This is a genomic window from Streptomyces sp. NPDC053560 (assembly GCF_044544605.1).
Lineage (GTDB): Bacteria > Actinomycetota > Actinomycetes > Streptomycetales > Streptomycetaceae > Streptomyces.
In genome coordinates this window covers 53,472-67,413 of the sequence record NZ_JBITXI010000001.1, presented here as the reverse complement: position 1 = coordinate 67,413, position 13,942 = coordinate 53,472, and the positions used below count along the sequence as shown (strand labels likewise).

Annotated in this window: 13 protein-coding genes; 5 read left to right on the top strand and 8 right to left on the bottom strand. The window is 72.7% G+C overall.

The window, feature by feature from the left end:
• Positions 1–11: 11 nt before the first annotated feature.
• The 3 genes from ACIGQF_RS00345 to ACIGQF_RS00335 form a co-directional block, all read right to left on the bottom strand.
• Positions 12–1,355: an aspartate aminotransferase family protein gene (locus ACIGQF_RS00345; RefSeq protein WP_399703415.1), complete on the bottom strand. Its 1,344-nt coding sequence runs from the start codon at positions 1,353–1,355 to the stop codon at positions 12–14.
• Positions 1,356–1,518: 163 nt separating this feature from the next.
• A complete protein-coding gene (locus ACIGQF_RS00340; protein ID WP_399703413.1) occupies positions 1,519–3,006 on the bottom strand; it encodes an aldehyde dehydrogenase in 1,488 nt (495 codons plus the stop codon).
• Positions 3,007–3,078: 72 nt separating this feature from the next.
• On the bottom strand, positions 3,079–3,474 hold the full coding sequence (locus ACIGQF_RS00335) for a hypothetical protein (RefSeq protein WP_399703410.1): 396 nt from the start codon (positions 3,472–3,474) through the stop codon (positions 3,079–3,081).
• Between the two features lie 126 nt (positions 3,475–3,600).
• Here ACIGQF_RS00335 and ACIGQF_RS00330 point away from each other — a divergent pair, with 126 nt between their 5' ends.
• On the top strand, positions 3,601–4,203 hold the full coding sequence (locus tag ACIGQF_RS00330; RefSeq protein WP_399703407.1) for a TetR/AcrR family transcriptional regulator: 603 nt from the start codon (positions 3,601–3,603) through the stop codon (positions 4,201–4,203).
• A gap of 25 nt (positions 4,204–4,228) precedes the next feature.
• Here ACIGQF_RS00330 and ACIGQF_RS00325 read toward each other — a convergent pair whose 3' ends face one another.
• Positions 4,229–5,137: a LysR family transcriptional regulator gene (locus tag ACIGQF_RS00325; protein WP_399703404.1), complete on the bottom strand. Its 909-nt coding sequence runs from the start codon at positions 5,135–5,137 to the stop codon at positions 4,229–4,231.
• 159 nt (positions 5,138–5,296) lie between these two features.
• On the opposite strand from ACIGQF_RS00325, the gene ACIGQF_RS00320 reads away from it, so the two are divergent.
• Positions 5,297–6,232: a LysR family transcriptional regulator gene (locus tag ACIGQF_RS00320; protein WP_399703401.1), complete on the top strand. Its 936-nt coding sequence runs from the start codon at positions 5,297–5,299 to the stop codon at positions 6,230–6,232.
• A gap of 695 nt (positions 6,233–6,927) precedes the next feature.
• A complete protein-coding gene (locus ACIGQF_RS00315; RefSeq protein ID WP_361561504.1) occupies positions 6,928–7,086 on the top strand; it encodes a hypothetical protein in 159 nt (52 codons plus the stop codon).
• 36 nt (positions 7,087–7,122) lie between these two features.
• Here the strand turns inward: ACIGQF_RS00315 and ACIGQF_RS00310 are convergent, their stop codons facing one another.
• Positions 7,123–7,797: a class I SAM-dependent methyltransferase gene (locus tag ACIGQF_RS00310; protein ID WP_399703398.1), complete on the bottom strand. Its 675-nt coding sequence runs from the start codon at positions 7,795–7,797 to the stop codon at positions 7,123–7,125.
• A gap of 234 nt (positions 7,798–8,031) precedes the next feature.
• Here ACIGQF_RS00310 and ACIGQF_RS00305 point away from each other — a divergent pair, with 234 nt between their 5' ends.
• Positions 8,032–9,270, top strand: coding sequence for an MFS transporter (locus ACIGQF_RS00305; protein WP_399703396.1), 1,239 nt, complete (start codon positions 8,032–8,034; stop codon positions 9,268–9,270).
• A gap of 58 nt (positions 9,271–9,328) precedes the next feature.
• Here ACIGQF_RS00305 and bioD read toward each other — a convergent pair whose 3' ends face one another.
• The 3 genes from bioD to bioB are packed head-to-tail and all read right to left on the bottom strand — an operon-like array spanning position 9,329 to position 12,591.
• The gene (gene bioD, locus ACIGQF_RS00300) at positions 9,329–10,021 is read right to left on the bottom strand and encodes a dethiobiotin synthase (protein WP_399703393.1); all 693 of its coding nucleotides are present in this window, start codon (positions 10,019–10,021) and stop codon (positions 9,329–9,331) included.
• Between the two features lie 16 nt (positions 10,022–10,037).
• Positions 10,038–11,342, bottom strand: coding sequence for an adenosylmethionine--8-amino-7-oxononanoate transaminase (locus ACIGQF_RS00295; protein WP_399703390.1), 1,305 nt, complete (start codon positions 11,340–11,342; stop codon positions 10,038–10,040).
• Positions 11,335–12,591: a biotin synthase BioB gene (bioB, locus tag ACIGQF_RS00290; RefSeq protein ID WP_399703388.1), complete on the bottom strand. Its 1,257-nt coding sequence runs from the start codon at positions 12,589–12,591 to the stop codon at positions 11,335–11,337. Before bioB ends, ACIGQF_RS00295 begins: the two co-directional genes overlap by 8 nt.
• A gap of 144 nt (positions 12,592–12,735) precedes the next feature.
• On the opposite strand from bioB, the gene ACIGQF_RS00285 reads away from it, so the two are divergent.
• Entirely contained in the window at positions 12,736–13,923 is a 1,188-nt protein-coding gene (locus ACIGQF_RS00285; RefSeq protein WP_399703385.1) for an 8-amino-7-oxononanoate synthase, read from the top strand.
• Positions 13,924–13,942 lie beyond the last annotated feature (19 nt).

The window sequence follows — 13,942 nt, the reverse complement described above, 5'->3', positions numbered from 1 at the left end:
GGATGAACGGATCAGTCCCGGATCTCTCCGGTCGGCAGGGTGCGTTCGAGGACCGAGCGCATCGCGGTGACGGTCTCCTTCACCTCCGCCTCGGTCATGACCAGCGGCGGCGACAGCACGATGCTGTGCGCGGAGTCCCGTACGATCACGCCGGTCTCGCGCCGGATCACATCGTGCGGCATCCGCTCCGGCCGCACCGGCAGCGGCTCGCGGGTCGTCCGGTCCGCGACCAGTTCGACGGCGAGCATCATGCCCACCGACCGCACCTCGCCGACCACCGGCAAGTCGCCGAGCTGCGCCTGGAGTTCGTTGTGCAGCGCGCCACCGGTCGCCACCGCGCGGGCCAGCAGCCCCTCGCGGTGGATGATGTCGAGGTTGGCCAGTGCCACCGCGGCGGCGACCGGGTGACCGTTGTAGGTGTAGCCCATCGGGAAGCCGTGCTCGCGCAGCAGCTGCTCGGCCACGTGGTCCCCGACCAGCAGCGCGCCCAGCGGCGTGTACCCGGAGGTGATGCCCTTGGCGGTGACGATGATGTCCGGGGTGACGCCGAAGTGCTGCGCGGCGAACCACTCGCCGACCCGCCCGTACGCCGTCACGACCTCGTCGAAGATCAGCAGGATGCCGTGCCGGTCCAGCACCTCCCGCACCCGCGGCCAGTAGTCGGCCGGCGGCACCAGCATGCCGCCCACGCCCATGATCGGCTCGCCGATCATCGCCGCGATGTTGCCGGGCCCGATCTCCGCGATCCGCTCCTCCAGCTCCCGGACGAGGAAGTCGCAGGGGTCCTCGCCGCCGTACAGCTCGGTGCGGTAAGGCCACGGCGGCGTGAGGTGGCTGACGTGCGGCATCATCGGCGCGAAGCCCTCGTGGTACAGCGGGAAGCCGGTCGCCGAGCCGCCGCCGTAACCGATGCCGTGGTACGCCTTGTCGCGCGCCAGGATCCAGGTGCGCGAGGACTCGCCGCGCCGGTGGTGGTAGTAGCGGGCCATCTTGATCGCGGCCTCGTTGCCCTCCGAGCCGCCGGAGGTGAAGTAGACATGGCCCAGGCCCTCGGGCGCCAGCGAGGTCAGCCGGGTGGCCAGCTCGATCGCCCGGTCGTTGGAGAACTCCCAGAAGCTGGTGAAGTACTCCAGCTTCTTCATCTGTGCGGCGGCGGCTTGCGCCACCTCCTCGCGGCCGTGCCCGATCTGCGCGAGCCAGAGTCCGCCGGTGGCGTCCAGGTACGAGCGCCCCTCGGCGTCGGTGAGCCGGCAGCCGGAACCCTCGGTCATCACCACCCGCTCCTCGACGGAGGACGGGAGATAGGGGTGGATGATCCGGGCGCGGTCGGCGGCGGCGAGTTCGGCGTGATTCATGGTGTTCCTTTCAGGTTCGGGCAGGCTCGGTGGTCGTGGTCGTGGTTGTTCGCCGATGACGCGCGGGGTGCGGCCGAGCCCGGTGGCGGCCTCATGGAGCGCTCCGACCAGGCGGCGGTGGTCCGCCGGTACCTTCGCGGGCGCCCCTCGTCCTGACGATGCGTCATGCGTACTGGATCCATGTCGTCTTCAGCCCCGTGTACTTCTCGAAGGAGTGCAGCGAGAGGTCCCGGCCGAAGCCGGACTGTTTGAAACCGCCGAACGGCGTCACCGGATCGAGCGCGTCCACGGTGTTCACCGACACCGTCCCGGCGTGCAGTGCGTCGCTCACGCGGTGGGCACGCGCGATGTCCCGGGTCCACAGGGAGGCGGCCAGCCCGTACGGCGAATCGTTGGCGAGCCGCACCGCCGCCGCCTCGTCCGCGAACGGCAGCACGGCCAGCACCGGGCCGAACAGCTCCTCGCGGGCGAGCGGTGCGTCCGGCGCCAGGCCGGTGACCACGGTGGGGTCGACGTACGCGCCGTCGCGGTCCGGGCAGGTGCCGCCGCAGGCCACCCGCGCGCCCGCGGCCCGGGCGGTCGACACGGCGGCCAGTACGCGGCTGGCCTGTGCCTCGTCCACCAGCGGGCCGAGCGCGGTGGCGGGGTCGAGCGGGTCGCCGGGGTGCCACTGCCGGACGTGCGCCACGACCCGGTCGGTGAACTCCTCGGCGATCGAACTCTCCACCAGCAGGCGGGTGTTGGCGGAGCACACCTGTCCGGAGTTGTAGAGGAAGCCCCACGCGGCCTTCTCGGCGGCGGCTTCCAGGTCGGCGTCGGCGAAGACGACATTGGGGCTCTTGCCGCCGCACTCGGGCCAGACCTGCTTGAGATTGGACTCGGCCGCGTACGAGAGGAACAGCTTGCCGACGGCCGTCGACCCGGTGAAGGCCAGCACGTCCACGTCGGGGTGGCGGCCGAGCGCCTGGCCCGCCTCCTCGCCGTAGCCGGGCACGACGTTCAGTACGCCGTCGGGGATGCCGGCCTCCGTCGCGAGCCGGGCCAGCAGCAGTGCGGAGAGCGGCGACTGCTCGGCGGGCTTGAGCACCACGCTGTTGCCGGCGGCGAGCGCGGGTGCCAGCTTCCAGGCGGCCATGTCGAGCGGGAAGTTCCAGGGCACGACGGCCCCGATCACGCCGAGCGGCACCCGGCGCACCACCGCGAGGCTGCCCGGCGCGGTCGGCGCCACCTCGTCGTAGAGCTTGTCGATCGCCTCCGCGTGCCAGGCGAAGCAGCCCGCAGCGCCCGGTACGTCGACGGTCAGCGTCTCGGTGATGGGCTTGCCCATGTCGAGGGTGTCCAGCAGCGCGAGTTCCTGGCCGTGCTCGGTGATCAGCTCGGCGAGCCGCAGCAGCCGGCGCTTGCGCTCGGCGGGCGCGGCCCGGGACCAGCGGCCGTCCTCGAAGGCGGTCCGCGCGGCGCGTACGGCAGCGTCGACGTCGGCCGCGCCGCACCGGGCGACGTCGGCGACCGCCTTGCCGGTGGCCGGGTCGATGTCGGTGAAGGTACGGCCGTCAGCGGCGTCGGTGTGCGCGCCGCCGAGGAACGCCCGGGTCTCGGGGCGAAGTGCGGCGGCCCGCTGCTGCCAGTCCTGGTACGTGGGTGCGGTCATGGTGGTGGAACTCCAGATCGGTGGGGTGCCGGCCGTCGTGGGTGGGTGCCGGTCGCCGGTGGATGCGGGTCGTCAGGGGGCGGCGGTGTACGGGGGAGCGGCCGGTGTTGCGCCCGGCGCGGTGCGGGCCGCGGCCCTGCGAAGGCGGCGCCGGGCCGCGCAGAGGGCGGGCGAGAGGAGTGCGTGGACGGTCGGGCCGGGCAGCCGGCGGTGGGCGGAGGTCTGGACGGCGGTGACCACGCACAGCGTCGCGCCGTAGAGGTTCATGGAGTTGGTGAGCATGGTGACCGCGGCGAGGGACCACAGGGCGATCTGCGCGAGCGGGCTGCCCGGCAGCTGCGACTGCGCGGCCACCGGATCGTCGCCGCCCACCGCGAGGCCGACCACGAGGGTGCGGCCATGGCGTTCGCCGTCGGGGATGACGTCGATGGTGTGCCGCTCCACCGTGGTCCTCGCTGCGCGTGCCACGCCGCCTCCTTGGGAGGGGGAGAGGGATTCTTTGAACCGAGATTCAAACTATGGAGCGCTAGGATGTCAATGGATCGAGCGGAGAACGGTGCTTTTCGTTGAACTGAGAAACGGGGAATCCACACCGTGGCAAGGACCAAGAACCAAGGCGCGCGGCGCGAGGCACTCATCGAGGCGGCGGGCCGGGCGATCGCGGGGCGCGGCCTGGCAGGGCTGCGCATCAAGGACATCGCGGCCGAAGCGGAGGTCTCCGCCGGCTCGGTGCTCTACTACTACCCGGAACTGGACGACCTGGTCTTCGAGGTCCACCAGGCCGCCGTGGAGCGCTATCTCGCCCACCGGCACGCCGGCACGGACGCGATCGCCGACCCGGTGGCGCGCCTGCGCGCGGCGGCCGGGAGCGGCCTGCCGCGCGACAGCGACGACGGGGTGCACAAACTGCTGTACGAACTGCACGGCCTCGCCGACCGCAGCCGGCCGCACGCCACCCTGATGGCGTCGCTGTACGCGCGCGAGGTCGCGCTCTACACCACCGTGCTCGAACTGGGCGCGGCAGCGGGGGAGTTCACGCTCACCGCGACAGCGGCCGAGGTGGCACGCGACCTGGTCGCGCTGGAGGACGGGTACGGCCTGCACATCTTCAGCCGCAACCCGGCGGTGGACCACGCCGCGGCGTGCGACGCGGTCCTCCGCTTCGCCCGTACGGTCACGGGGTGCGCGCGGCTGTGAGCCGCCGCGGCCGGGGAGGTGCGGCTCAGGCGCCCAGCGCCGTCCGGCAGACCGCCGCGAAGGCCTGGGCGCGGGCGGTCGGCCGGACCCCAGAGAGCCGCGCCAGGACCACCGGCAGGGCCGGCAGCGGATCGGTCAGCCGCAGTGCCACCGCCCGCCCGCCGTCGTACGTCGCGTCGTGCACCGGCCGCTGGTTCAGCAGCGCGAACCCGTGCCCCGCCGCCACCATCGCGCGCACCGTCTCGTAACTCGTACTGCGGTGCCGCACCTTCGGTTCGACCCCCGTCTTGAGGAACAGCGAACGGAAGTAGTCCCGGCTCAGCGGCAGATCGAGCAGGATCATCGGCTCCGCCGCCAGGTCCGACAGTCGCACCGCCTCCGCGCCCGCCAGCGCATGGTCCGGCGGCACCAGCGCGTACGGCGGCGCCTCCGCCAGCACCTCCCGCTCGATGTCCGGGTCGAGCCCCAGGTCGTACAGGAGCGCCAGCTCGCATCTGCCGCCGCGCAGATCCTGCTGCACCGCCCGGATGTCGCCCTCCGTGACCTGCACCCGCACCGCCGGGTGCGCCTCCCCGAACTCCCGCAGCAGCCGCGGCAGGGAGAACGGCGCCAGGGTCTGGAAACAGCCCACCGCCAGCTCGCCCACCAGCTCCGTCCCCATGCTGCGGGCCGTCTCCGTCAGCTCCTCGGCGTGCGTGAGGAAGCCCCGCAGCTCGTGCAGGAACCGCTCGCCGGCCCGGGTCAGCGACAGCCCCCTGGCGTGGTGCCGGATCAGCAGCTGCACGCCCAGCTCCCGCTCCAGATGCGTCACCGCGGTGGAGACCGCCGACTGCGACACACTGACGCGCTGCGCGGCGGCCGTCATGCTGCCGAGCTCCGCTGCGGCCAGGAAATAGCGGAGCTGTACGAGGGTGAAGTTGGCGTCCTTGGGCATGGCGTGATCCTTGCACCCCCGCTGCATCAATTCATCGGATGCCGGAGCACGGGTTTTCTCCGCCGACCGGGACGTCGTGGCCCTGTCCGGCGGACGGCCGGAAGGCTAGGCTGCCCGCCGCCAGGTGATCTTCGGATGTCGCAAGCCCTCGGGGGTGTCATGGAACTCAACCTCCACCGGCTCTGGATCTTCATGCAGGTCGTCGAGCACCAGGGCTTCTCCGCCGCGGCCCAGAAGCTCTACATGAGCCAGCCCTCCGTCTCCAACCAGGTACGCAGGCTCGAACAGTCGCTGCGCGTCACCCTGGTGGACCGCTCGGGGACCCGGGCCCGGCCGACCGCCGAGGGCGAGGTCCTCGCCGAGTACGGCAAGCGGGTCTTCCTGCTGGCGGAGGAGGCGGTGGCCGCCGTGCAGCAGGTCAGCGGGCTGGCCACCGGCCGGCTGCTGGTCGGCGGCTCCACCACCGTCGGCACCTACCTGCTGCCCGCGCTGCTGGCCCGGTACCGGGAGCGGCACCCCGCCATCGAGTGCGACATCTTCGTCGGCAACGGCGAGGCGGTGCAGGAACAGCTGCTCGGCGGCGGCATCGGCATCGCGGTGGTGGCCGGCAGTCCGTACGGCGACCGGCTCGTCGTGGAGACCGTGCTGGACGAGCGGCTGGTGCTGGTCGCGGCCCCCGGCCACCGGCTCGCGGGCGCGGCCGAGGTGACGCCCGCAGAGCTGGCCGGTGCCCGGTTCCTGCTCCGCGAACCGGGCTCGCAGACCCGCAGCCTCCAGGAACAGGTGCTGGCCGACTGGGCGCTGGAGGACGTGCCGCGCGCCGACATATGGGGGCCCGAGGCGGTGAAGCAGTGCGTGGCCGCCGGCCTGGGCCTCGCCCTGATCTCCGAACACGCGGTGGGGGAGGACGTACGGGCCGGACGGCTGGCCGTACTGCCCGTCGAGCCCGCGCCGCTGCCCCGGCCGGTCAGCCTGGTGCACCGCAGGGACCGGCTGCTGTCCCCAGCGGAGCGCGCCTTTCTCACGCTGCTGCGTGAACTGCGTCACTGGCCGGGGGAACTGTCGGCCGCGGAAGCCGCAGGTACGGACGAGTAACGGCTCGTCAAGGGCAGTGTCGTACGCCACGTACCGCCCTGATCCGGCCGTCACCCCGTGCCTTCCGTCCGGGTGGCCGTTTGCACCCGGACAGGCCCGTGATCAGCCCAAGTGCGGCGCCGAGGGCGGTTCGAGGTGATTCCGCCGAACCATTTCAGCGGCCGAGGTCAGCGGGGCGGCGACCGGCTCGTAGCGGGGCGTGATCAGGGTGGCACGCACTGCCATCAAGGCGGCGTGCGCCCGCGCGAAGGTGCATCCATGCACCCGTCCTGACGAATGCAATATTGCACTTTTGCCTGGCAGGGCGGAGCGCATGCCCTGCTCGGACGGTATATGGCACCCAGTGCCACTTGAATGCGGTCCACCCGGTCGTCCCTACCGGCTCAGCAAACGCCCGGACGCCCGCAACGCGCGTATACCCAAGGGTCGGCAACGTGACCGGATCGGAGTGTGCGCGAAAGCGAACGAGCCGCCACAGTAACCGGACCGAATCAGGCAGGACCGAAGGACGCTCCCGGGGGAGGGGGCGCACTGAACGGACTGCCGCACACGGATGGGGTGGGAAGAGAAGTGTGGGCTGTGATGGTGCGGTGAGGGCGCTGCAGGTGAGGCAGGGCGACCTGGTACTCATTCAGGGCCAGTGGCGGCAAGTCCAGTCCGTTAGAGCGGATGTGCGGGCAGGGGGAGGGCCGGCAGTGGTGCTGGTCTTCCAGCGGGGCTCGGCGGCGCGGGTCCGCGCCGCCGACGCGCTCGCCGTACAGCGCGGCACCAAGCCCTCGCGGGCGCAGGTGGCGTGCACGACCGTACGTACCCCCGCCGCACGACGCGTCGGCGCGGCCGGTGAGGCCCGCTGACCGTCCCGCGGACGCGGCCGGCGTCCGGAGACGGCCCTACGCCACCGTCTCCGGACGCCGCGCCGTACCCAGCACGGCCGGCGACGACGGCAGCGTCACACCGCCCGGCGGTACGCGCAGCCGCCGGTGCCGCTCCACGGTGAAACCGGCGTCCCGCAGCGCCGCCAGCGAGTCCCGCGACGTGTGACAGCCGCCGTTCAGCAGCGGCCACACCGTACGGTCCACAGCCCGCTGCACCGCGCGCAGCCCGCGCCCCTCGGCCCGTACGTGCTCGAAGAACCGCAGCTCCGCACCGGGCCGCAGCACCCGCCGCAGCTCCGCCAGTGCACGCTCCACGTCCCGCACGGAACACAACACCAGCGCCACCACCGCGGCGTCGAACGCCTCGCTCTTGACCGGCAGCGCCTCGGCGACCGCCGGCACCACGTCCACCGGCACCTCGGCACGCGCGGCCTCGGTACGCGCCGCCCGCCGCAGCGTCGCCTCCGGCTCGATCGCCACCACCTCCGAGACGGTCCCCGGATAGTGCGCGAAGTTCAGCCCGCCGCCCGCGCCGATCTCGATGACCCGCCCCGACAGCCCCGCCAGCAGCTCGCGACGGAGTGGCCGCACCCCGCCGTGCACATCGGCGAGCGGCCCGAGCCGCGCATAGGCGCGGGCGAAGAGCGGATGGTGCACAGCGGTCCGGTGTCCTCTGTTGCGCAGCGACATGCCTCGCCCTTCCCGTACGACACGACAACGGCTCCCGATTCCGATTGTGCCGCCGGGGCGCCCGTCCGTCGCCCGTCACTACCGCGTGTACCTGACATCAAAGGTCCCGGCCTAGAATGGCGTCTCGGCCGCGTCGGCGCGGGCCCGCGGCCGAGTCCCCCTTGCCGCACGCCTGCCCACTCCGACGTACGCCCAGCACCAACCCGTACGGACGGAAGAGCAGGACCAGGACGCATGCCGAACCCACCCGCGGACGTGGCCACGGAACCGACCGCCACCCGCACCGACGCCTACGCCCGCAAAGCGGTACTCGCCTCCGCCGTCGGCTACGGCCTGGAGGGTTTCGACCTCCTCATCCTCAGCTTCGCCCTCTCCGCGATCACCGCCGGACTGCACTTGGGCCCCGCCCAGGCGGGCTCGCTCACCACGATCACCCTCATCGGCTGCGTCGCGGGCGGCCTCCTCTTCGGCGTGCTCTCCGACCGTCTCGGCCGCATCCGCGTCCTGACCTGGTCGATCATCCTCTTCGCCGTCTTCACCGGGCTCACCGCGCTCGCCCAGGACTTCACCCAGCTCTCCCTCGCCCGCTTCGTCGCGGGCATGGGCATCGGCGGCGAGTTCGGCATCGGCATGGCGCTCGCCGCCGAGGCCTTCCCCAGCCGCAAGCGCGCCCGCGGCACCTCGTACGTCGGCCTCGGCTGGCAGACCGGCGTCCTCGCCGCCGCCCTGGTCTCCGCCCCCGTCATCGAAGCCTGGGGCTGGCGCGCCCTCTTCGCGCTCGGCGTGCTGCCCGCCGTCGCGGCCTTCCTCTTCCGCCGCACCATGCACGAGCCCGCCGCCTTCACCGAGGCGAAGACCGCCGAACGCCCGGCCACCGCGCCGCTGCGCTCCCTGGTCGCCACCCCGGCCGCGCGCCGCGCCACCCTCGGCGTCCTCGTCCTGACCTCGGTACAGAACTTCGGCTACTACGGCATCATGACCTGGCTGCCGAGCTACCTCTCGCAGCAGTTCGGCTACAGCCTCACCAAGTCCGGCGCCTGGACCGCGGTGACGGTCGTCGGCATGGCCTGCGGCATCCTCGCCTTCGGGCACCTCGCCGACCGCATCGGCCGCCGCCCCACCTTCTGGATATTCCAGGCCGGTTCGGTCGTCACGGTCCTCGCGTACGCCACGCTGTCCACGCCCACCGCGCTCCTCATAGGCGGCGCGGTCATGGGCGCGTTCGTCAACGGCATGACCGGCGGCTACGGCGCGCTCATCGCCGAGCTGTACCCGACGCACGCCCGTGCCACCGCGCAGAACGTCCTCTTCAACGTCGGCCGCGGCATCGGCGGCCTGGCCCCGCTCGTGGTCGCCCTGGTCGCCACCACCTACGGTTTCCAGAAGGCCATCGGCCTGCTCGCCGTCATCTACGTCCTGGACATGGCGGCGATGCTGCTGATTCCGGAGCGGAAGGGGGCGGAACTGGAGTGATCCGCGCCCGCGACGAAGGGGGCACCGGCTCGCAGCCGGTGCCCCCTTCGTCGTACCGCTAGCCCTGCCAGGTCCCCCCGAGCCGCGGCGCCAGCCATGACGCCGCCTCCGCCCGGAACCGGGCAGGCGGCAACGCGCCGGACCCGGCCGGCACAAGGCCGAGCAACGGCGCCCCCGCCGACCGCGGCAGGTCCTCCAGGTTGCACCGCGAGGCCAGATCCGGCTCAGCGGGCCAGCTGCCGACGACCACGCCCGCGCACGCGATGTCCATCGTGCGCAGTGCGAGGGCCGTCAGCGCTGTGGAGTTGAGCGTGCCCAGGCCCGCCTGGGCCACGACCAGCATCGGCGCACCGGCTGCCCGCGCCGCGTCGGCGAGCGTCGCGCCCGCCTCGTCGAAGCGGACCAGCAGCCCGCCCGCGCCCTCGACCAGCACGAGGTCGTGCTCGGTGGCCAGCTTGGCCGCGGCCTCGGCGATCTCGTACGGCCGCAGCGTCGGCATCCCGGCCCGTCGGGCCGCCGTATCGGGCGCCAGCGGTTCGGGATAACGGGCGAGTTCGGCGGTGGTGACGCCGGAGCCCGCCAGTCGCGCGACTTCGGCCACGTCGCCCGGCTCGCCCGGCGCGACCCCGGTCTGGGCGGGCTTGAGCACCGCGACCGACCGGCCGCGGGCCGACTCGGCGGCGGCGATCGCGGCGGTGGTGACCGTCTTGCCGATCTCCGTGCCCGTGCCCGTGATGAACAGCACCGACATGTGAACCGTGTTCCTCTCAGCCCTCGCGCGCGGCAGCGCACACCGCGGCACAGATACGGGCGATGTCCTCGTCGCCGGTGATGTACGGCGGCATCGTGTAGATCATGTCGCGGAAGGGGCGCAGCCAGACGCCCTCGCCGACCGCGGCCCGGGAGGCGGCCGTCATGTCGACGGGATGGTCGAGCTGGACGACGCCGATGGCGCCCAGTACCCGTACGTCCCGAACGCCCGGGATTATCCTGGCCTGTTCCAGTCCGTCGCGCAGCCCGGCCTCGATCCGCTTGATCTCCTGGCGCCAGTCCTGCGTGAGCAGGACGTCCAGCGAGGCGTTGGCGACCGCGGCGGCCAGCGGGTTGGCCATGAACGTAGGCCCGTGCGCGAGCACCGGCACCTCGCCGCGGGAGATCCCGTCGGCCACCCTCGGTGTGCACAGGGTTGCCGCCATCGTCAGATAGCCGCCGGTCAGCGCCTTGCCGACGCACATCACGTCCGGCGCGACGTCCGCGTGTCCGGCGGCGAAGAGTTCGCCGGTCCGGCCGAAGCCGGTGGCGATCTCGTCGAAGACCAGCAGCACGTCGTGCGCGTCGCACGCCTCCCGCAGCACCCGCAGGTAGGCGGGGGAGTGGAAGCGCATGCCGCCCGCGCCCTGCACGACCGGCTCGACGATCACCGCGGCCAGTTCGTCGGCGTGCGCGCCGATCAGCTCCCGCAGGTGGTCGGCGTACGCCTCGTCCAGGGGCGCGTCGAAGCCGGCCGGCGGCTCGTCGGCGAAGACCTGCCGGGGCAGTACCCCGGACCACAGGTCGTGCATCCCGCCGTCCGGGTCGCACACCGACATCGGCTGCCAGGTGTCACCGTGGTAGCCGCCGCGCCAGGTCAGCAGCCGCTGCTTGGCCGGACGGCCCAGCGAACGCCAGTACTGCAGGCACATCTTGGCGGCCACCTCGACCGAGACGGACCCGGAGTCGCACAGGAAGACGTGCTCCAGGTCGCCCGGCGCGATGTCGGCGAGCCGCTTCGCGAGCCGGACGGCGGGCTCGTGGGTGAGCCCGCCGAACATCACATGGCTCATCCGGTCCAGCTGACCGCGCGCGGCCTCGTTCAGTACCGGGTGGTTGTAGCCGTGGATCGCCGACCACCAGGACGACATCCCGTCGACCAGCTCGGTGTGGCCCTGCACCGGTTCGGCGGTGCGCAGCCGGACCCCGGCGGCGGACTCGATCACCAGCGGATCGTCCGTGCCGGGCATCGGGCCGTACGGATGCCACACGTGCTGCCGGTCCAGGGCCAGCAGGTCGCGCACGTTCATCGGCTCAGGCATTGGGCGGCAGGTCGGTGCCGGCGCCCCGGCGGCGTACCGAGACCAGGTCGGTACGGACGCCGTCGGTGTCCCGCGCCTCCGCGACCGCGCCGGCGGGTACCGGCTCGGGCTCGGTGGCCACCGGCTCCGGCTCCGCGTCGCCGTCACCGCACGGCCCGCAGCCACCGCCGCCACCGTGTCCGCCGCAGCCGCCGGCGGCGGGCTCCTCGGTGTGGCTGCCGCAGCCGGCCGCGGCGAGCGCGTCGGCGCGGTGCGCGGGCAGCGTGGTGGTGCCGGCGCCCTCGACCTCGAACCCGGCGTCCTCGATCATCGCCAGGTCGTCCTTGCCTGCCTGGCCCTCACTGGTGAGGTAGTCGCCCAGGAAGATGGAGTTGGCCAGGTGCAGCGCCAGCGGCTGGAGCGTCCGCAGGTGCACCTCGCGCCCGCCGGCCAGCCGTACCTCCACGTCCGGGCAGACGAAGCGGACCATGGCCAGGATGCGCAGGGCGCGCTGCGGGGTGAGGTGCCACTCCTTGGCCAGCGGAGTTCCCTCGAAGGGGATCAGGAAGTTGACCGGTACCGAGTCCGGGTCCAGCTCGCGCAGCGAGAAGACCACGTCGACCAGGTCCTCGTCGGTCTCGCCCATGCCCGCGATCAGGCCGGAACACGCCGACATGCCGGCCGCCTGGGCCTGCTGCACGGTCGAGACCCGGTCCGCGTACGTATGGGTTGTGGTGATCTGTCCGTACTGCGCCTCGGACGTGTTGAGGTTGTGGTTGTACGCGTCGGCGCCCGCGTCCCGCAGGCGCGACGCCTGGCCGTCGGAGAGCAGGCCCAGACAGGCGCAGACCTCCACACCCTCGTTCTGCTCCTTGATGGCCGAGATCGTCTCCGAGACCCGGTCCACGTCCTTGTCCGTCGGCCCGCGACCGCTCGCCACGAGGCACACCCGCTTGGCGCCGCCCGCGACGCCGGCGGCGGCCGCCTTGGAGGCCTCGTCGGGCTTGAGCCAGGTGTACTTGAGGATCTCGGCCTTCGAGCCCAGCCGCTGGGAGCAGTACGAGCAGTCCTCCGGGCACAGGCCCGACTTCAGGTTGACCAGGTAGTTGAGCTTCACCCGCCGCCCGAACCACTGGCGGCGGACCTTGCCCGCCGCCGCCACGACGTCGAGCAGCTCGTCATCGGATGTCGCCAGTACGGCGAGTGCCTCTTCGCGGGACGGCGACTCGCGCCGCAGTCCCTTCTCCACCAGAGCGTTCAGCAGGTCCATGGCGAAGATCCTGGCTTACGGCACCGGCCCCGGCCAAGGAGGATTCCGACAACGCCGCAGGTTGGGGGTGTGTGTATTGCCACACCGTAGACAGGCGTAACGACCGCTAACGTCTATCGACAGCCAACAAACCCGAGGATGCCGATGCCTGCCGACCCCGCCGCCGTCCCGTCCGGTGACGACCCCTTCGACTGGATCGACGAGGCGCGCGAGAAGCGCCGCAGAGCGGGGCTCGTACGGACTCTGAAGCCCCGCCCGGCCGACTCGGCCCTGCTGGATCTGGCGAGCAACGACTACCTCGGCCTCGCCCGGCACCCCGAGGTCACCCGGGCCGCCGCGGCCGCCGCGCACCGCTGGGGCGCCGGCGCGACCGGCTCCCGGCTGGTCACCGGTACCACGGAACTTCATGCCCGGCTCGAAGCCGAACTGGCCGAATACTGCGGTTTTGAAGCGGCTCTGGTGCTCTCTTCGGGTTACGCGGCCAATCTCGCGGCCGTCACCGCGCTCACCGGGCGCGGCTCCCTGGTCGTCTCCGACGCCGGGAACCACGCCTCGCTCATCGACGGCTGCCGGCTCTCGCGCGCCCGTACGGCCGTGGTGCCGCACAGCGACCCCGAGGCGGTGCACAAGACGCTCGACGCCGCGCGCGCCGAACCGGACCACGAGGGCCGCGCCGTGGTCGTCTCGGACTCGGTCTTCTCGGTGGACGGCGATGCCGCGCCGCTGGCCGCGTACGCCACCGCCTGCCGCGCGCACGGCGCGGCGCTGCTGGTGGACGACGCGCACGGGCTGGGCGTCCTGGGGGAGGGCGGGCGCGGCGCGCTGTGGGACGCGGGCCTGGCGGGGGACCGGGACGTGGTCGCCACCATGACCCTCTCCAAGTCCCTGGGCAGTCAGGGCGGTGCCGTGCTCGGCCCGGCGAAGGTCATCGAGCACCTGGTCAACACGGCCCGTACGTTCATCTTCGACACGGGGCTGGCGCCGGCTGCGGCCGGTGGCGCGCTCGCCGCGCTCCGACTGCTGCGCCGGGAGCCCGAGCGGGCCGGCCGGGCCCGTGCCGTGGCCCGTACGCTTCATCGGCGGCTGACGGCCGCGGGGCTCGCGGCGGTCCTCCCGGACGCCGCCGTGGTGTCCGTGCGCGCCCCCTCCCCCGAGCAGGCGGTGCAGTGGGCGGCGGACTGCCGCGCGGCCGGTCTGGCCGTCGGCTGTTTCCGCCCGCCGTCCGTTCCCGACGGCATTTCGCGGCTGCGGCTGACCGCCCGCGGGGACCTGACCGACCGCCAGATGGACGAAGCGGTCGGCGCGATCCTTTCGACCGCACCGACCGCTTGAACTATTTCCCCGGAACCGG